Origin of the sequence: Streptomyces sp. NPDC085937 (genome assembly GCF_044540535.1) — a bacterium.
In the GTDB taxonomy this organism is placed as follows: domain Bacteria; phylum Actinomycetota; class Actinomycetes; order Streptomycetales; family Streptomycetaceae; genus Streptomyces.
Genome location: NZ_JBITSH010000011.1, coordinates 292,678 through 310,698 on the forward strand (window position 1 = coordinate 292,678; position 18,021 = coordinate 310,698).

General features: G+C 70.9%; 16 protein-coding genes and 1 pseudogene. 4 read left to right on the forward strand and 13 right to left on the reverse strand.

Going from position 1 to position 18,021, the window contains the following annotated elements; genetic code table 11:
* Positions 1-112 precede the first annotated feature (112 nt).
* The 4 genes from ACIF8S_RS23880 to ACIF8S_RS23895 all read right to left on the reverse strand — a co-directional run bounded on the left by ACIF8S_RS23880 (position 113) and on the right by ACIF8S_RS23895 (position 4,316).
* On the reverse strand, positions 113-484 hold the full coding sequence (locus ACIF8S_RS23880; RefSeq protein ID WP_015661657.1) for an FKBP-type peptidyl-prolyl cis-trans isomerase: 372 nt from the start codon (positions 482-484) through the stop codon (positions 113-115).
* Between the two features lie 62 nt (positions 485-546).
* Positions 547-1,548, reverse strand: a complete 1,002-nt coding sequence (locus tag ACIF8S_RS23885; protein WP_400001564.1) for an FKBP-type peptidyl-prolyl cis-trans isomerase — start codon at positions 1,546-1,548, stop codon at positions 547-549.
* A 137-nt stretch (positions 1,549-1,685) separates the two neighbouring features.
* Complete coding sequence (pafA, locus tag ACIF8S_RS23890; RefSeq protein ID WP_024885172.1) at positions 1,686-3,047, reverse strand: Pup--protein ligase; 1,362 nt, start codon at positions 3,045-3,047, stop codon at positions 1,686-1,688.
* A 9-nt stretch (positions 3,048-3,056) separates the two neighbouring features.
* Positions 3,057-4,316 (reverse strand): MFS transporter, encoded by a 1,260-nt coding sequence (locus ACIF8S_RS23895; RefSeq protein WP_400001566.1) that lies wholly within the window; start codon positions 4,314-4,316, stop codon positions 3,057-3,059.
* Between the two features lie 88 nt (positions 4,317-4,404).
* Between ACIF8S_RS23895 and ACIF8S_RS23900 the strand changes: the two genes are divergently transcribed.
* Entirely contained in the window at positions 4,405-5,406 is a 1,002-nt protein-coding gene (locus ACIF8S_RS23900) for a LacI family DNA-binding transcriptional regulator (protein ID WP_400001590.1), read from the forward strand.
* A gap of 593 nt (positions 5,407-5,999) precedes the next feature.
* Here the strand turns inward: ACIF8S_RS23900 and prcA are convergent.
* The 6 genes and pseudogenes from prcA to arc form a co-directional block, all read right to left on the reverse strand.
* Positions 6,000-6,761: a proteasome subunit alpha gene (prcA, locus tag ACIF8S_RS23905; protein WP_400001568.1), complete on the reverse strand. Its 762-nt coding sequence runs from the start codon at positions 6,759-6,761 to the stop codon at positions 6,000-6,002.
* Positions 6,762-6,834: 73 nt separating this feature from the next.
* Positions 6,835-7,680, reverse strand: a complete 846-nt coding sequence (prcB, locus tag ACIF8S_RS23910) for a proteasome subunit beta (protein ID WP_024885176.1) — start codon at positions 7,678-7,680, stop codon at positions 6,835-6,837.
* Positions 7,632-7,817: pseudogene (locus ACIF8S_RS23915) on the reverse strand (endonuclease domain-containing protein); the annotation flags it as partial. The gene prcB and the pseudogene ACIF8S_RS23915, both read right to left, overlap by 49 nt.
* A gap of 152 nt (positions 7,818-7,969) precedes the next feature.
* Positions 7,970-8,188, reverse strand: a complete 219-nt coding sequence (locus ACIF8S_RS23920; protein WP_349790726.1) for a ubiquitin-like protein Pup — start codon at positions 8,186-8,188, stop codon at positions 7,970-7,972.
* 197 nt (positions 8,189-8,385) lie between these two features.
* Positions 8,386-9,897: a depupylase/deamidase Dop gene (gene dop, locus ACIF8S_RS23925; protein ID WP_349790725.1), complete on the reverse strand. Its 1,512-nt coding sequence runs from the start codon at positions 9,895-9,897 to the stop codon at positions 8,386-8,388.
* A 231-nt stretch (positions 9,898-10,128) separates the two neighbouring features.
* Entirely contained in the window at positions 10,129-11,895 is a 1,767-nt protein-coding gene (arc, locus tag ACIF8S_RS23930; protein ID WP_349790724.1) for a proteasome ATPase, read from the reverse strand.
* Positions 11,896-12,147: 252 nt separating this feature from the next.
* On the opposite strand from arc, the gene ACIF8S_RS23935 reads away from it, so the two are divergent.
* Complete coding sequence (locus tag ACIF8S_RS23935) at positions 12,148-12,447, forward strand: ferredoxin (RefSeq protein WP_145828159.1); 300 nt, start codon at positions 12,148-12,150, stop codon at positions 12,445-12,447.
* A gap of 78 nt (positions 12,448-12,525) precedes the next feature.
* Here the strand turns inward: ACIF8S_RS23935 and ACIF8S_RS23940 are convergent, their stop codons facing one another.
* The 3 genes from ACIF8S_RS23940 to ACIF8S_RS23950 all read right to left on the reverse strand — a co-directional run bounded on the left by ACIF8S_RS23940 (position 12,526) and on the right by ACIF8S_RS23950 (position 16,068).
* Positions 12,526-13,104, reverse strand: a complete 579-nt coding sequence (locus ACIF8S_RS23940; RefSeq protein ID WP_400001571.1) for a hypothetical protein — start codon at positions 13,102-13,104, stop codon at positions 12,526-12,528.
* A gap of 352 nt (positions 13,105-13,456) precedes the next feature.
* On the reverse strand, positions 13,457-14,359 hold the full coding sequence (locus tag ACIF8S_RS23945; RefSeq protein WP_024885183.1) for a tRNA (adenine-N1)-methyltransferase: 903 nt from the start codon (positions 14,357-14,359) through the stop codon (positions 13,457-13,459).
* A 62-nt stretch (positions 14,360-14,421) separates the two neighbouring features.
* Positions 14,422-16,068, reverse strand: coding sequence for a site-2 protease family protein (locus ACIF8S_RS23950; RefSeq protein ID WP_400001572.1), 1,647 nt, complete (start codon positions 16,066-16,068; stop codon positions 14,422-14,424).
* Positions 16,069-16,243: 175 nt separating this feature from the next.
* On the opposite strand from ACIF8S_RS23950, the gene ACIF8S_RS23955 reads away from it, so the two are divergent.
* Entirely contained in the window at positions 16,244-17,188 is a 945-nt protein-coding gene (locus tag ACIF8S_RS23955; protein ID WP_400001573.1) for a RecB family exonuclease, read from the forward strand.
* Between the two features lie 14 nt (positions 17,189-17,202).
* Positions 17,203-17,874 (forward strand): response regulator transcription factor, encoded by a 672-nt coding sequence (locus ACIF8S_RS23960; protein WP_024885186.1) that lies wholly within the window; start codon positions 17,203-17,205, stop codon positions 17,872-17,874.
* The last annotated feature ends 147 nt before the right edge of the window (positions 17,875-18,021 follow it).

The following is an 18,021-nucleotide window of genomic DNA, read 5'->3' on the forward strand; positions in this document are numbered from 1 at the left end:
GCCTCCCTATGGTGCTTACGACCGATGACCGTACCGCCCCGGAGTGGCGCGGTAAAAGCCGAGGGCCCATGCCCGGACAGGCATGGGCCCTCGGCGATCGACTCCGGTCGGATCAGACGCCGAGCAGGTCGACCACGAAGATCAGGGTCTCACCGGGCTGGATCGCCGGGGTGGGGCTCTGGTTGCCGTAGGCGAGGTGGGCGGGGATGGTCAGCTGGCGGCGGCCGCCGACCTTCATGCCCTGCACGCCCTGGTCCCAGCCCTTGATGACCCGGCCGCCGCCCAGCGGGAAGCGGAAGGGGGTGCCACGGTTCCAGCTGGCGTCGAACTCCTCGCCGGTGCTGAAGGCCACGCCCACGTAGTGGACGGTGACGGTCTGGCCCGCCTGGGCCACCTCGCCGTCGCCCTCCCAGATGTCCTTGATCTCGAGGTCCGCCGGGGGCTCGCCGCCCGGGAAGTCGATCTCGGGCTTGTCGATGCTCACGTCTTACGCTCCTGCTTGTCTGCGGAAAGGCGAACACGCACAGTCTTGCATCCCGGCGGGGCTCACAGCTTCGCGAGGATGTCCACGGAGAAGACCAGCGTGGAGTCCTTCTTGATGTCGCTGCCCTGCGGCGGGTTGTCGCCGTAGCCCAGCTCCGGCGGGATGACGATCAGGACGCGGCTGCCGACCTTCTTGCCGGTCAGGCCCTGCGCCCACCCCTTGACGACCTGCTGCAGCGAGAAGGACGTCAGCTGGCCCCGGCCGTACGTGGAGTCGAACTCCTTGCCGCCGTCCCACAGCACGCCCTTGTACTGCACCAGGACGCTGTCCTCCGCGCCGACCTTCTCGCCGTCGCCCTCGATGACGTAGTTCGCCACGAGCTTCTTCGGCGGGTCACTGTCGGGCACCTCGATGGAGGGTGCCTTGCCGTCGGTGTTGGTGCCGACCTTCGGCAGGTCGATGTTGTCCTGGGCGACGTCGGTGCCCTTGGCGGAGCTCTTGGCGTTGAACGTGTCCCGCACGTCGACCACGAACACCAGCGTGTCGGTGCCCTTGATGCCCGCCTGCGGGTTGCCCTGTTCGCCGTACCCCCAGGTCGGCGGGATGGCCGTCTGGACGCGGCTGCCGGTTTTCTTGCCGACGAGCGCGTAGCGCCAGCCGTCGATGATCGTGCCCTGGGCGAGCTGGATGGCCAGCGGGGTCCCGCGGTCGTAGGAGTTGTCGAACACCTTCGCGGTGCTCCACACCTGGCCCAGGTAGTCCGCGACGACGAAGTCGTTCTCCGCGATCGTCCTGCCGCCGCCCGCGATGACCGTCTTGACCGCGAGGTCCTTGGAGGGCTCGCCGCTGCCCTTCGCGACGGTCGGCTTCTCGCCGAACTTCGTCCCGGCCGTGATCGCCGGCAGCGGTCCGTCGACGATCTTCGGTGAGGGGGCCGCCGACGTCTCGGGCTCCGAGGGCGAGGCGGTCTCGCTTGCCTTGCCGGAGTCGGACTTGTCGTCGCCGCACGCGGCGAGGGTGGCGAGTCCGGCGGGAACGGCGATGAGGAGTGAGCGTCGGCGCACGGTGGGGGCCTCGTAATCATCGATCTTGTGGATGGCGTGCGCGCAACTCTACGGCGTGAGAAGGGCGCCGCACGTGTAACGTACGGCGCCCGTGTGACGTTCCGGGAGTTTCGGCGACTCCTGCGGAGACGCGCTTCTCACATGCCGGCGATCAGCTTCTCCACCCGCTCGTCGACCGAACGGAACGGGTCCTTGCACAACACGGTGCGCTGCGCCTGGTCGTTGAGCTTGAGGTGCACCCAGTCGACGGTGAAGTCACGGCGCTGCTCCTGGGCGCGCCGGATGAAGTCGCCCCGCAGCCGGGCCCGAGTGGTCTGCGGCGGGACGGACTTGCCCTCGAAGATCTTCAGGTCGTTGCAGATCCGGGCGGCTTGTCCCTTCTTCTCGAGCAGGTAGTACAGGCCACGACGGCGGTGGATGTCGTGGTAGGCGAGGTCTATCTGCGCGACCCGCGGGTGCGACATGGTCATGTTGTGCTTGGCGCGGTAGCGCTCGAGCAGCTTGTACTTCATGACCCAGTCGATCTCGGTGCCGATGCGGTCGAGGTCCTCGGCCTCGATCGCGTCCAGCGTGCGGCCCCACAGTTCCAGCACCTGGTCGACGGTGCCGGTGCGGATGCCGCGGCGCTCGCAGAAGTCCACCGCCTTCTCGTAGTACTCCCGCTGCACCTCCAGGGCGGAGGCCTCGCGGCCGCTGGCCAGGCGCACCTTGCGGCGGCCGGTGATGTCGTGGCTGACCTCGCGGATCGCCCGGATCGGGTTCTCCAGGGTGAGGTCGCGCATGACGGTGCCGGCCTCGATCATGCGCAGCACCAGGTCGGTGGCGCCGACCTTGAGCAGCATGGTCGTCTCGGACATGTTCGAGTCGCCGACGATGACGTGGAGCCGGCGGTAGCGCTCGGCGTCCGCGTGCGGTTCGTCGCGGGTGTTGATGATGGGACGGGAGCGGGTCGTCGCCGAGGAGACGCCCTCCCAGATGTGCTCGGCGCGCTGGCTCACGCAGTACACGGCGCCGCGCGGCGTCTGCAGCACCTTGCCGGCCCCGCACAGCAACTGCCTCGTCACCAGGAACGGGATGAGGATGTCCGCGAGCCGGGAGAACTCCCCGTGCCGGGCGACGAGGTAGTTCTCGTGGCACCCGTAGGAGTTGCCGGCCGAGTCGGTGTTGTTCTTGAAGAGGTAGACGTCGCCCGCGATTCCCTCCTCGTGCAGGCGTCGTTCGGCGTCCACCAGGAGTCCTTCGAGAATGCGCTCGCCGGCCTTGTCGTGGGTGACCAGTTCGGTCACGTTGTCACATTCCGGCGTTGCGTATTCCGGATGTGACCCCACGTCGAGATAGAGGCGGGCGCCGTTCCGCAGAAAGACATTGCTGCTTCGGCCCCATGACACGACACGGCGGAAGAGGTACCGCGCCACCTCGTCAGGCGACAGGCGGCGCTGTCCCCTGAACGTGCACGTGACGCCGTACTCGTTCTCCAGCCCGAAAATGCGGCGGTCCATGAGGGAACATTACGCCCGATCCCCCGAACTGAAACGAGGTTCGGGGGCACGGTTCGGATCATTTTCCGAACCGGCCGCGATCACCGCCGTCTTGGCCGGAACTGCCAATACCCGTCCTGTGGCGATCAAAACCAGCAGCGACACGCCGCCCGCTGCACCCGGTACGGCGAAACCCCACAGGGGGCCGCCCGCCTCGACCACCGGGCCGGTCACACCGGTCCCCAGCGACGCGCCGACGGTGAACGTGGTCACCAGCCAGGAGAACGCCTCGGTGACCGTGCCGCGCGGGGCGTGCCGGTCCACCAGCACGAAGGCACAGGCGATCGCCGGGGCCAGGAACAGACCGGCGACCACGGTCAGCAACGTCATGGCCACCGGCCCCGGCGTCAGCATCAACGGCAGGTAGCACAAGGCCAGCAACGCCACGATCACCTGGAGGCGCCGCGCGGGCTCCCCGGCCCACTGCCGCGCCCCGTAGGCCATGCCGCCGATCAGGGCACCCAGCCCGATCGCCGCCATCAGCCAGCCGTACACGGCGTCGCCGCCGTTCTCGTCCGCGTAGGTCACGGCGGCCACGGTGATGGACCCCAGGGCCATGCCCACGGCCAGGAAGGCACCGAGCAGCGCCAGCAGCCCCGGCGAGCGCAGCGCGCCCAGCCAGTGCGCCTCACGCGGCGCCGAACGCCAGGCCCGTGAGGGCGGCGAGACGACGACGGACAGAGCCCCCAGCACACCGATGACGTTGAGGACGAGCAACGCGGCCTGGGCGGACCACAGGGAGGTGCACACCGTCACGAGCAGCGGCCCGACGGTGAACATCACCTCCTGGGCCACGGCGTCCATCGCGTACGCCCGGTGCACGTGCTCCTCCTTGGGGAGCACGGTGGACCACAGCGCCCGCAGCCCGCCCTCCAGCGGCGGAGTGAACAGTCCCGCGAGGGCGACGGCGCCGTACGCCACGACCAGCGAACCGGTCCCCACGAAGGCGAACACGGCCATGGCCGCCGCGGACAGCAGCGCGGCCGGCAACTGCACCCGGGGCTGCCCCTTCAGGTCGACCAGCCGCCCGAGCACCGGCTGCCCCACCGCGTTGGCCACGCCGTACACGGCGGCGAGCGCGCCGGCCAGGCTGTACGTCCCGCCCTCCGCGCGCACGAACAGCACCACGGCGATGGCGGCGGTCGCGTTCGGCAGCCGCCCCACGAGCGTGCCCACGAGCAGCCGGGTGGCGTGCCGTGCCCGGAGGATCTCCAGGTATCCCGTCGCCATGCCGGCTCCTCCCAGGAAGTTTTACGTATAACTAAGCCCTCCATACGTACCATGACCGCTGTTCACCAGTCCAGACGAAGGAGCGATGGTGCCCAGAGCCAGCACCCGCCCCACGAGCCGGGACGTCGCCCGGGCCGCAGGCGTCTCCCAGGCCGCGGTCTCGCTGGTCCTGGGCGACAAGTGGCGCGGCCGGGTGTCCGAGACCACGGCGGAACGCGTCCGCGAGGCCGCCCGCACGCTCGGCTACCGCCCCAACCTCGCGGCCCGCAACCTGCGGCTCGGCCGCACCCGCACGGTGCTGCTGGTCGTCCCGGCCCTGACCACGGAGTTCTTCGCGGGCGTCTACACCGGCGCGGCACGCGTCGCCTCCCGCCACGGCTTCGGCGTCGTGCTCTACCCCTCCCCCGAGGGCATCGGCCCGGCCCGTGACCCGTTCGCGTCCGCCCAGGCGGCGCTGGACGGCGTCATCGCCTCCTCCATGGCCGCGGAGGCCCTGACCGCGATCCGGGGCGACCAGCTGCCCCTGGTCATGCTGGACAGCGACCCGGCGGCGGGCGGGGCCACGGTGAACCTGGACATCGCCGACGGGGTCCGTCAGGTCACGGACCATCTCCTGGGCCTCGGCCACCGCCACTTCCTGCACCTCGGCGCGGACGTGCCGTCCTGGACCTTCGAGGTCCGCGCACGGGAACTTCAGGCGCGGCTCCGCCGCGTGCCGGGCACGTCTCTGCGCACGGCGCGCTCGCCGATCTCCATCAAGGGCGCGGAGGAGGCGGCGGAGGCCGCGCTGAAATCCGGCGGCCTGCCGACGGCGGTCGTCTGCGACGACGACCAGCTGGCAGCCGGCCTGTACAAGGCCGCCCGCCGACTGGGACTGCGCGTCCCGGCGGACCTCTCGGTCACGGGGATGGACGACCTGGCGCTCGCCACGGCGATCGACCCCGAGCTGACGACGGTCCGCCTGAACGCGGAACTCTTCGGCGAACGAGGCATGCAGGCACTGCTGGCCGTCCTGAACGGCGAGGAACCCCCCACGACGGACATCCCGGTCCACCTGGAGGTCCGGGGCTCCACCACGCGCGTGCCTTGACTCCCCCGCGATACGTCTTCTCGCGCCTCGACGCCGGGAACGCACCGGCGCGGGCGTCTTCGCGCACCCGGCGCCCGAAACGCACCGGCCCGGGTGCGGGGCGTGTTCTTGCACCCCGACGCTGGATCACACAGGCGCAGCTGCGCGCCGGGGGGGGGGGTGCGCGCGCAGCCCGGCGCTTCCGGGTTGCCGCCGCGCCCACCCTTCCCCACTCTCGGCTCCGCTCGAGCGGGGGGACCCCCATCGCCCTGGGGGCACCTCCCAGGCCCTAAAGGCACTGGGGGAGGCACGACTGCCCGCAGCTGGCGGGCATGGCGGCGCGGTAGGCGCGCCGCGAGCGGCGGAGGGCGATGGCCCGCCACGGCGTTGATGTGGCCGCGTGCGGCGGGGAGGGGGCGGGGTGGGGGTGGGCGCCCGCAGCGGCTGGCGCGTCCGCACCCTGTGCTTCACCACAGGCACTTTCGCGCCAGACCGAGGACGGCCATCCCCACCCCGACCCCGCACCACCACCCCACCGTGGGCGCTACAGCAACCCCCACCGGACAGAACCCTGCGCCGCAGGCATCGAACCTCAACCCGTGCGAACGAACGGGTTACTCCACGTCCCCGCCGGAGTCCTCGGACGAAGGCGTCTCCGCACCGCCACCGCCACCGCCACCCGCCTCCAGCAGCCGCACCAGCTGCCGCCCCTCGATCCGCTTGAACTTCCGCTTCTGCGGCCGCGTCCGGTCCAGCACCGCCACCTCCAGCCGCTCCGCGGGAATCTCCCGCTCACTGCCGTTGGTGTCCCGGGACAACGACTGCACCGCCAGCTTCAACGCCTCCGCCAGCGTCATCCCGTCCCGGTGCCGCTGGTCGAGGTACCCGCTGATCTGCTCCGCGTTACCCCCCACCGCCACCGAGCCGTGCTCGTCGACGATCGACCCGTCGTGCGGCAGCCGGTAGATCTGGTCGCCCTCCGCGGTCTCCCCGACCTCGGCCACCACCAGTTCCACCTCGTACGGCTTCTCCCCCACGCTGGAGAAGATCGTGCCCAGCGTCTGGGCGTACACGTTCGCCAGACCCCGGGCGGTCACATCGTCACGGTCGTAGGTGTACCCGCGCAGATCCGCGTACCGCACACCACCGATCCGCAGGTTCTCGTACTCGTTGTACTTGCCCGCCGCGGCGAACCCGATCCGGTCGTAGATCTCGCTGAACTTGTGCAGCGCACGGGACGGGTTCTCACCGACGAACACGATCCCGTCGGCGTACTGCAGCACGACCAGGCTGCGGCCACGGGCAATGCCCTTGCGGGCGTACTCCGCCCGGTCGGCCATCGCCTGCTGAGGTGAGACATAGAACGGCGTCGACACCGGTTACCCGTCCTTTTCTGTAGAAGTCACTGGACCACCCTGAACGACAGGGCCTGAACCACGGGCCCCCGCACTACAGCAGCGAGGCCCGCGGCCCGTCCGGCTGCTCCAGCCGCCGCTCCAGCACGGACCGGGCGATGTCCGACGCCTCGTCCTCGGTGAGCCGGCGGTAACCGTCCTCGGTGATCACGGTGACGATCGGATAGATCCGGCGGGCGACATCGGGACCACCGGTCGCCGAGTCGTCGTCTGCCGCGTCGTACAGCGCCTGGACCACCAGCGTGGTGGCCTCGGCCTCGCTCAGGTCGTCCCGGAACAGCTTCTTCATCGCACCGCGCGCGAAGATGGACCCGCTGCCGGTCGCGGCGTACCCGTGTTCCTCGGACCGCCCGCCCGTGACGTCGTAGGAGAAGATCCGCCCCTTCTCCCGGTCCACGTCGTACCCGGCGAACAGCGGGACCACGGCCAGCCCCTGCATGGCCATGCCCAGGTTCGAGCGGATCATCGTCGACAGCCGGTTCGCCTTGCCCTCCAGCGACAGCTGCGCGCCCTCGACCTTCTCGAAGTGCTCGAGCTCCAGCTGGAACAGCTTGACCATCTCGACGGCCAGACCGGCCGTACCGGCGATGCCGACCGCCGAGTACTCGTCGGCCGGGAACACCTTCTCGATGTCCCGCTGCGCGATGACGTTCCCCATGGTGGCCCGGCGGTCACCGGCGAGGACGACACCGCCCGGGAAGCTGACGGCGACGATGGTCGTGCCGTGCGGCGCCTCGATCACGCCCTGCACGGGCGGCAACGTCCTCCTGCCGGGCAGCAGCTCCGGCTGGTGATCGGAGAGGAAGTCCATGAAGGAGGAGGAGCCCGGCGTCAGAAAGGCAGCCGGCAGACGCCCGGTGCCAGAAGTGTTGGCTTCCACGAAGTTCCTTCCAGGTAGGCAGCTGCCCGACGAACAGCGTCGGGATCATCTCCCAACTTGCCGATGGCCGAATTGCAGTTGAAGCACATTACGCCACGGACCCTACCCGCCCCACAGCAATGATCCACATTTACGACAACAGCTTCTGGAGCGACCGGGCAGCACGCCTCGGAGCCGAGCGAACGCCGCCCGCGGCCGGCCACCGGGCCGGCCGCGAACAGCGCTCCTCCGTCCGCCGTGTGTCTCTCGCCGCGCGGCTGCCGAACCGGCACCGGCGAGGCCGGTGAGGCTACTGGCCGCCCTTCTGCACGAAGGACCGCACGAAGTCCTCGGCATTGGCCTCGAGCACGTCGTCGATCTCGTCCAGGACGTCGTCCACATCGTCGCTCAGCTTCTCGTGACGCTCCTTGAGGTCCTCGGAAGCCTCGGTCTCCGCCGCCTGCTCCTCGACCTCCTCGGTGGACCGCGTGGCCTTCTGCTGTCCGCCGCCGGTGTCCTTGGTCGCCATCACCCTCACCCCGCTCGGTTCGCCCGACACAGTTGCTGGTCAAGATCAGACCCTACAAGCCGGGTCCGACAATGCCCCCGCAGTTGCTCCAACGTACGGGGACCACCTCGATGATTCCCGGACGGGCGGTTTTCCACCCTGTCCGGCCGGTCCGTCCCGGACACCCGCAGGTACCCATGCGACGGCGGCTCACCCGGTCAGCCGCCGGACAGCACCCTGACCAGGTCTTCCGCCGTCCGGCAGCGGTCCAGGAGCGCCTTGACGTGATTACGCGTTCCGCGAAGCGGTTCCAGGGTTGGCACCCGCTGGAGCGAGTCGCGGCCCGGCAGATCGAAGATCACCGAGTCCCAGGAAGCCGCCGCGACGTCGTCGGCGTACTGCTCCAGGCACCGCCCGCGGAAGTACGCCCGAGTGTCCTCAGGAGGCGCCGTGCGGGCCCGCTCGACCTCGGTCTCGTCCAGCAGCCGCTTCATCCGTCCCCGGGCCACCAGACGGTTGTAGAGGCCCTTGTCGGGACGCACGTCGGCGTACTGGAGGTCGACCAGGTGAAGCCGGGCCGCGTCCCAGTCGAGGCCGTCCCGGCGCCGGTAGCCCTCCATGAGCTCCCGCTTGGCAACCCAGTCCAGCTCGCCGGCCAGGCTCATAGGGTCGTTCTCCAACCGGGTGAGCGTGTCCTCCCAACGGGTGAGGACGTCCTTGGTCTGCTCGTCCGCGTCGGCCCCGAAGCGTTCCTCCACGTACTTGCGGGCCAGCTCGTAGTACTCCATCTGGAGCTGCACCGCGGTCAGCGTCCGGCCGCTGCGCAGCGTGACCAGGTGCTTCAGCGAGGGATCGTGCGACACCTGGTGCAGCGTCCGCACCGGCTGGTCGACCGCCAGGTCCACCGCGATGAACCCGTCCTCGATCATGGACAGCACCAGCGCGGTCGTGCCGAGCTTGAGATAGGTCGAGATCTCGGAGAGGTTGGCGTCGCCGATGATCACGTGCAGGCGCCGGTACTTCTCGGCGTCCGCGTGCGGTTCGTCGCGCGTGTTGATGATGGGGCGCTTCAGCGTGGTCTCGAGGCCCACCTCGACCTCGAAGTAGTCCGCGCGCTGGCTGATCTGGAAGCCGTGCTCGTGGCCGTCCTGGCCGATGCCGACGCGGCCTGCGCCGGTGAAGACCTGCCGGGAGACGAAGAACGGCGTCAGGTGGCGCACGATGTCCGAGAAGGGGGTCTCCCGCTTCATCAGGTAGTTCTCGTGCGTGCCGTAGGACGCGCCCTTGTTGTCGGTGTTGTTCTTGTACAGGTGGATGGGCTGGGCGCCGGGGAGCTGCGCCGCCCGCTCCGCGGCCTCCGCCATGATCCGCTCGCCCGCCTTGTCCCAGAGCACCGCGTCCCGCGGGTTGGTGACCTCGGGGGCGCTGTACTCCGGATGGGCGTGGTCGACGTAGAGCCGCGCGCCGTTGGTGAGGATGACGTTGGCCAGGCCGATGTCCTCGTCGGTGAGCTGGCTGGCGTCGGCCGTCTCCCGGGCGAGGTCGAAGCCTCGCGCGTCGCGCAGCGGATTCTCCTCCTCGAAGTCCCAGCGGGCCCGGCGGGCCCGGTGCATCGCCGCCGCGTAGGCGTTCACGATCTGGGACGAGGTGAGCATGGCATTGGCGTTGGGGTGGCCGGGGACGGAGATCCCGTACTCCGTCTCGATGCCCATTACTCGCCGTACGGTCATGCGGCCCTCCTTGCCCGGCGGCGTCCCCGGTCGGGGGCGCTGCTGTACCGCTGGCGCTCCGGTGCGTGTGCGGTGCCCGTCCCCGCACTGCGCGACTCGGCGGTACGGACGAGCCTAGAACGCCTTCGCCCTGGTGGGGAGATCATTTGCGTCATTGCTGTGCTCCAGCCGTGGCCCGAAAAGCAGTCGGCTGCGGGTACCCGACGTGGGCACCCGCAGCCGCCCTTGCTTTTACAGGTACTGACCGGTGTTCGCCACCGTGTCGATGGAGCGTCCGGTGTCCGCGCCCTGCTTTCCGGTGATGAGGGTGCGGATGTAAACAATCCGCTCGCCCTTCTTTCCGGAAATCCGGGCCCAGTCGTCCGGGTTGGTGGTGTTGGGCAGGTCCTCGTTCTCCTTGAACTCGTCCACGCAGGCCTGGAGGAGGTGGGAGACGCGCAGGCCCTTCTGGTTCTTCTCCAGGAAGTCCTTGATCGCCATCTTCTTGGCACGGCCCACGATGTTCTCGATCATGGCACCGGAATTGAAGTCCTTGAAGTACAGGACTTCCTTGTCACCATTGGCATAGGTGACTTCCAGGAAGCGGTTCTCCTCGGATTCCGCGTACATCTGTTCCACGGCGGTCTGGATCATGCTCTGGACCGTCATGGACTTGTCGCCGCCGTGCTCGGTGAGGTCGTCGCCGTGCAGCGGGAGGCGCTCGGTGAGGTACTTGCCGAAGATGTCCTTGGCCGCCTCGGCGTCCGGACGCTCGATCTTGATCTTCACGTCCAGCCGGCCGGGACGCAGGATGGCGGGGTCGATCATGTCCTCACGGTTGGAGGCACCGATCACGACCACGTTCTGCAGGCCCTCCACACCGTCGATCTCGGCGAGCAGCTGCGGGACGATGGTGTTCTCCACGTCCGAGCTGACACCGGAGCCACGGGTGCGGAAGAGGGACTCCATCTCGTCGAAGAAGACGATGACGGGGGTGCCCTCGCTGGCCTTCTCACGCGCACGCTGGAAGACCAGGCGGATCTGCCGCTCGGTCTCGCCGACGTACTTGTTCAGCAGCTCGGGACCCTTGATGTTGAGGAAGAAGCTCTTGCCGGCGGCGACACCGGTGACCTCGGCGACCTTCTTGGCCAGCGAGTTCGCCACGGCTTTGGCGATCAGCGTCTTGCCGCATCCAGGGGGTCCGTACAGCAGGACGCCCTTCGGCGGCCGCAGCTCGTGCTCCTTGAACAGGTCCGGGTAGAGGTACGGGAGCTCGACCGCGTCGCGGATGGCCTCGATCTGGCCGCCGAGGCCGCCGATCTGCTCGTAGCCGATGTCGGGGACTTCCTCGAGGACGAGTTCCTCGACCTCGCTCTTCGGGACCACCTCGTAGACGTATCCGGAGCGGGGCTCCAGCAGCAGGGCGTCGCCGGGACGGATGGTGACGTCCAGCAGCGGCTCGGCGAGCCGCACCACCCGCTCCTCGTCGGTGTGCCCCAGCACCAGGGCGCGCTCGCCGTCCTCGAGGATCTCCTTGAGGGTGACGATCTCGCCCACGCGCTCGAATTCCATGGCCTCGACCACGTTGAGCGCTTCGTTGAGCATCACTTCCTGGCCGCGCCGGAGCTCTTCGAGCTCGACGCTCGGGCTGACGTTCACCCGCAGCTTGCGGCCGCCGGTGAAGATGTCGGCCGTGCCGTCCTCGTTCGCCGTGAGGAAGACACCGAAGCCGGCCGGGGGCTGGGCGAGCCGGTCGACCTCCTCCTTGAGGGCCACGATCTGGTCGCGGGCCTCGCGGAGCGTGCCTGCGAGTCGTTCGTTCTGGGCGGACACGCCGGCCAGATTGGTCTGCAGCTCGACGATCCGCTCTTCGAGAATTCTCGTGTGCCGCGGAGAGTCGGCGAGCTTGCGTCGCAGGACGGCGATCTCCTGCTCAAGGTAGGCGATCTGCCCGGCCGGGTCCTCGGACCCGCGTCCCGGGCGGATGCCGCGGTTCATGTCGTCGTCGTGGGCTGCCACGGTCCTCACCTCCTCCAAGGGGAGCTGGACGCTTCCAGACCCTACCTGGGCGGGTGTCGATTGAAACCCCTAGATCACAAAGACGGTCGGGGTGTGTCCGATCTTCACCCTTGCGCTCTCCCTCACGCCAGGGGAATACCCACCGAAGATGATCGGAACCCTGGCGGCGGTAGGGTCGAAGTGTTCAACACCCGTCAGAGCTGGCCGGATTCCCGTACGGCTCGACGCAGTAAAACGGCAGGAGAGACGATCGTGCAGCAGGAGGCCGCAGTCGCGGGCGAGGACCTGGAAGTCTGGATCGACCAGGATCTGTGTACCGGCGACGGCATCTGCGCCCAGTACGCGCCCGAGGTGTTCGAGCTGGACATCGACGGTCTCGCCTACGTGAAGAGCGGCGAGGACGAGCTGCTGCAGGACAAGGGCGCGACAACGCCCGTCCCGCTGCCGCTCCTCACGGACGTCATCGACTCCGCGAAGGAGTGCCCGGGCGAGTGCATCCACGTCCGCCGGGTTTCGGACAGCGTCGAGGTGTACGGCCCGGACGCCGGGTGACCGCCGTCGCACCACGGGTCACAGGTGGCTGATGCTCACGCGGCGGGCGTACGCCCGCCGCGTGCGCCCGCGTGCGGGTCACACGCTCCGGGCGTCGGACGGCGCGGAGCGTACGAAGGCGCCGTTCTCCCAGCGCCATTTCACGGTCTCGCGGACGTCGGGGCAGCAACGGGGCACGTCGGTGGACGAGTAGCCCAGCAGCGTGGCGACGACGTCGCCGGCGCGCACGGCGAGGTCCTCGACGTTGGTGCGGTCCTTGGGGTCGACGAGGGTGGCCACCACGCGCGGCTTCGTGCCGTCGGCCGCCTGGGTGAGGACGTACACGCCGTCGGGCGGGGTGCCCATCGGGGCGTCGCAGTGGACCGCCGCGACCGTCTCGGGGCGGCCGTCGCCGTCCAGGTCGCCGGACGCCTGCTTCTTCACCACGACCTTGACGGGGCCGCAGTCGAGCGGGAAGTCGACGTCGGCCGGGTCGGGCGGCAGCGTCTGCGCCGGGGCGTTCTTCGTGTGCGGGGCGCCCGGCGCGGCGGCGGTCGCGGGATCGGGCTGCAGGACGGAGGAGAGCGCCACGACACCGGCGACGGCCGTGGCGGTGGCCATCCAGTGGATGGGCCGGGCGTGCGTCTGGGCGAGCTCCGGTACGGCGGAAGACTGCACGAGGAGTGTCTCCTGTGAGGACTGTGCCGGTGGGGGTGGCCAGCATCGTGCCACACGTCACAGGACGGAGGGAACGGCGGGGTCCGCACCGGCCGCGCGAAGCGCCCGCGACGCGCCGCCTGCGGGGACGGCCACGACCCTGCGTCAACGTGAGAGCGCCGTGGGGGGGGGGGCGGGGGGGGGCGGGGGGGGGGCCCCCCCCCGCCCGGGGGGGGGGGGGGCGGCGCCCCCCCCCCCGCCCCCCCCGGGCCCCCCGCCGGGGGGGGGGGGGGGGGGGGGGGGGGCGGGCCGCGGGGGGGGGGGGGCCCCCCCCCCCCCGGCGCCGGAGCGTTGGTGAGGTACGGACCGCGCGTCAGCGGCCGGCGCCTCCGTCGGCGTTGGGGCCGGCGTAGTCCTCGCCGTAGGCGCCCTTGGCCGGGCGGCGCCGGCGCATGGGCGGCTCGACGCCGTCGGCGAGCCGGCGGGCGGTGAGCAGGAAGCCGGTGTGGCCGATCATCCGGTGGTCGGGGCGGACGGCCAGGCCCTCGATGTGCCAGTTGCGGATCATCGTCTCCCAGGCGGTCGGCTCGTTGAAGCAGCCGATCTCCCGGATGGACTCGACGGTCCGGGCGAGCTGGGTGGTGGTGGCGACGTAGCAGCACAGGATGCCACCGGGCACCAGCGCCTTGGAGACGGCGTCCAGGCACTCCCAGGGGGCGAGCATGTCGAGGATGACGCGGTCGACATCGGCGTCGGACAGGTTGTCCTGGAGGTCACCGACGGTGAGCTGCCAGGCGGGGTGCGGGCCGCCGAAGTAGCGCTCCACGTTCTGCCGGGCGATGTCGGCGAAGTCCTCGCGGCGCTCGTAGGAGTGCAGCATGCCCTGGTCGCCGATGGCGCGCAGCAGGAAGCTGCTGAGCGAGCCGGAGCCCACGCCGGCCTCCACGACGCGCGCGCCGGGGAAGATGTCGGCGAAGGCGAGGATCTGCCCCGCGTCCTTCGGGTAGACGACGGCTGCCCCGCGGGGCATGGACAGGACGTAGTCGGGGAGCAGGGGGCGCAGCGCGAGGTAGGCGACGTTCCCGGTGGTGCGGACAACGCTGCCCTCGGGAGCACCGATCAGTTCGTCGTGGGGGAAGGAACCCTTGTGGGTGTGGAAATTCTTCCCGGCCTCGAGCGTGAACGTGTAGTGGCGGCCCTTGGGGTCGGTCAGCTGAACCTGGTCCCCGACCTTGAAGGGCCCGCGCCTGCGGGCGGCACCGGTCGGTTCGGACATGTGACCAGCCTACCGGTCCGCGAGGGGCCCGCCGACCACGGCCGGCGCCACCGGGGTGCTCTCTAGGAGGGGCGGGCCATGGCCTTGACGAAGGCCCGCTCCACGTCGGCGGCGGACAGCACGCCGTAGATCTCGCCGGTGTTCTCGACGACGAGGTACTCGGTGGCGGGCGTCGCGCGCAGGGCGTCCAGCAGGTCCTCGCCGGCCAGTTCCGCGGAGACGCGCATGCCGTCGGTGAGGTCCTGGGCGAGTCCGCCGACCGGCACCCAGGGCCTGCGGTGCTCCGGTACGCCGACGATCGCGGCCTCGCGGACCAGCGACAGCGGCACGCCGTCGGTGTCGACGACGACCAGGGCGCGGGCCCCCGCGGCGTTGGCCCGGCGCAGCGCCTCGGAGAGGGGCGTGTCCGTCTCCACGGGGACCGCGCGGCGGGTGAGGGTGCGGGCACGCAGCTCGGGCAGGTGCTCGCGCAGCCGGGCCATGCGCAGGCTGTTCCCGGCACCGGTCCAGATGATCGCGGCGAGGATGGCCGCGAGCAGGGCGTCCAGGACGGTGTCCATGCCGACGTTGTCCACGGCGTCGGAGCCGAGCGCCCCGGACTGGGTGAGCAGCGGCAGGCCGATCAGCACGGAGACGGCGAGGGCGCGTCCCACCCAGGCGGCGGCGACGGTGCCGGTCATGGGCTTGCCGGTGATCGCCCAGACGACCGCGCGGAGCATCCGGCCGCCGTCCAGCGGGAGGCCGGGCAGCAGGTTGAAGACGGCCACGATGAGGTTGGACACCATCAGGCCGGCCAGCAGGACGCCGGGGACGCTGCTCGGGTCCACGGCCTGCAGGGCGAGGTAGAAGAGGCCCGAGAGCACCAGGGAGAGCAGCGGGCCGACGAAGGCCAGCACGAACTCTCTGCCGGGGGTCTCGGCCTCCTTCTCGATCTCGGAGACGCCCCCGAAGAACTGCAGCTGGATGCGGCGCACGGGGAGCTTGAAGCGGAGGGCCGCGACGGTGTGGGCGAGCTCGTGCACCAGCACGGAGGCGTAGAAGGCCACCGCGAAGAAGAGGGAGACCAGGTAGCTGGCCGCGCCCAGCTCGGGCAGGACACGGTCGATCTGGCCGCCGAACACCCAGGTGATGAGGATCGCCACCAGGAACCAGCTGGGCGCCACGTACACCGGGACGCCGAAGGGCCGGCCCATCAGCAGGCCGCCCCGCCGCCGCTCCTCGGGGCGCTGAGGCGTGGGTCCCTTGGCGCCGGAGTGGGCGAACGGCCGGTCGGCGTGCTCCGGCAGCTGTCCGCCCCCGTCGCCGGCGCCCCGCCCGGCGGGCCCCGGGGCCCGCGCGTCGGGGGCGGCGGACGGACGGTCCGCCGGGGACTCCTGGTGCGGCTCGGCACGCCCGTCCGGCTCGGCACGCCCGTCCGGTGCGGCGGGGCCGGTACCGGTGGTGCCGTGCGCCGGCCCGCCCGTGGTCCCGTGGGGGTCCTCGGCCGTGGGGCCGGACGCCGGGGTGTCGCCGTCCTCGGCCGCGGGCCCGGGGGCCGGGGCGCCGGGGCCGGCGGTGTGCGTCGGGTCGGGCGCCGGGGCGGCCGGGGTCGCGCGGGGTTCGCCGGTGGCGTGGGTGTCGTCGCCGGTGGCCGGGGCGTCGGGCCCGGTCTGCTCGGCCGACTCGTCGTTGCCGGGCCGCGGCCGTCCGCGCCCGCCGCTTACGTCCACCGGTGTCCCCTCGTTCGCTGCGTCTCCCGCGCCTGCCGGACGGGAGGGTCCTGGGTCGATGGTATGCGGCGTCCGCCGCCCGTTCGCCCCGGCACCCCTCTCTCTACCCCCTCCTTCCCCTTCTCTCCCTCCGGTCACGCCGCGTTGTCGGTGCCGGGCCGTAAGGTCTGTGGTCATGGAGACGAGCACCGAGGGCACCACGCGGCCCGACAGCAGCCCGGCCGCGCCTCAGGCGCCGGCGGACACGGTCGTGGCGACCGGGACGCCCGCGGCGCCGCCCGCCTCGCTGTCGCCCTCCCGTGCGAGTGACTTCATGCAGTGCCCGCTGCTGTACCGGTTCCGGGTGATCGACCGGCTGCCGGAGAAGCCGAGCGAGGCGGCGACCAGGGGCACGCTGGTGCACGCGGTGCTGGAGCGGCTGTTCGACGCCCCGGCCGCCGACCGCACCGTGCCGCGGGCGAAGTCACTGATCCCCGGCCAGTGGGACCGGCTGCGCGAGAGCAGACCCGATGTCGCGGAGCTCTTCGCGGACGATCCCGAGGGCGAGCGCCTGGCGCGCTGGCTGACGCAGGCGGAGTCGCTGGTCGAGCGGTGGTTCACGCTGGAGGACCCGAGCCGGCTGGAGCCCGCCGAGCGGGAGCTGTTCGTGGAGGCGGAGCTGGAGTCCGGGCTGCGGCTGCGCGGCATCATCGACCGGGTGGACGTGGCACCCACCGGCGAGGTGCGGATCGTCGACTACAAGACCGGCAAGGCGCCCCGCCCGGAGTACGCCGAGGGCGCGCTGTTCCAGATGAAGTTCTACGCGCTCGTGGTGTGGCGGCTGAAGAAGGTGATCCCACGCCGGCTGCAGCTGGTGTACCTGGGCAGCGGTGACGTGCTCACCTACGACCCGGTGCTCGCCGACCTGGAGCGGGTCGAGCGCAAGCTGCTGGCGCTGTGGGAGGCGATCCGGCTGGCGACCGAGACCGGGGACTGGCGGCCGAGGCCGACCAAGCTGTGCGGCTGGTGCGACCACCAGGAGCACTGCCCCGAGTTCGGCGGTACTCCCCCGCCCTATCCGCTGCCCCTGAGGGCGCCGGAATCCGGCGGGACCGAGCAGGGCAGAATGGGGCCGGACTAGCGAAGGAGACTTACGTGGCCATCCGCGTCCTACTGGTCGACGACCAGCCGCTGCTGCGCACCGGCTTCCGGATGATTCTGGAGGCCGAGCAGGACCTCGCGGTCGTCGGCGAGGCCGGCGACGGCCTCCAGGCCCTGGACCAGGTGCGGGCGCTTCAGCCCGACGTGGTGCTGATGGACATCCGTATGCCGCGGATGGACGGGGTGGAGGCCACCCGCCAGATCACCGGCCCGGAGCGGAACGGGCCGGCGAAGGTGCTGGTGCTGACGACGTTCGACCTCGACGAGTACGTGGTGGAGGCGCTGAAGGCGGGGGCGAGCGGCTTCCTGCTCAAGGACGCCCCGGCCAACGAGCTGGTGCAGGCGATCCGTGTGGTGGCCGCCGGTGAGGCGATGCTCGCGCCGAGCATCACGCGCCGGCTGCTGGACAAGTACGCCACGCATCTGCCGTCCGGCGAGGAGCCGGTGCCGGACACCCTGCACACGCTGACCGACCGCGAGGTCGAGGTGCTCAAGCTGGTGGCGCGCGGGCTGTCGAACGCGGAGATCGCCGCCGACCTGTTCGTCAGCGAGACCACCGTGAAGACGCACGTGGGTCATGTGCTGACCAAGCTGGGACTGCGCGACCGGGTGCAGGCGGCGGTGTACGCGTACGAGAGCGGGCTGGTGCGTCCCGGCGCCCAGTAGCACGGGTCGCCGTGTACGACGTGGGGGCGGCCCCCCCCCCCCGGGGGGGCCCCCCCCCCCCGCGCGCGGCCCGGGCGCCCCCCCAGGGCAACCCCAACCCGAGAACGGGTGCGCCGGGCCGGGACGAAACGACCGCCCGCGCCCGGG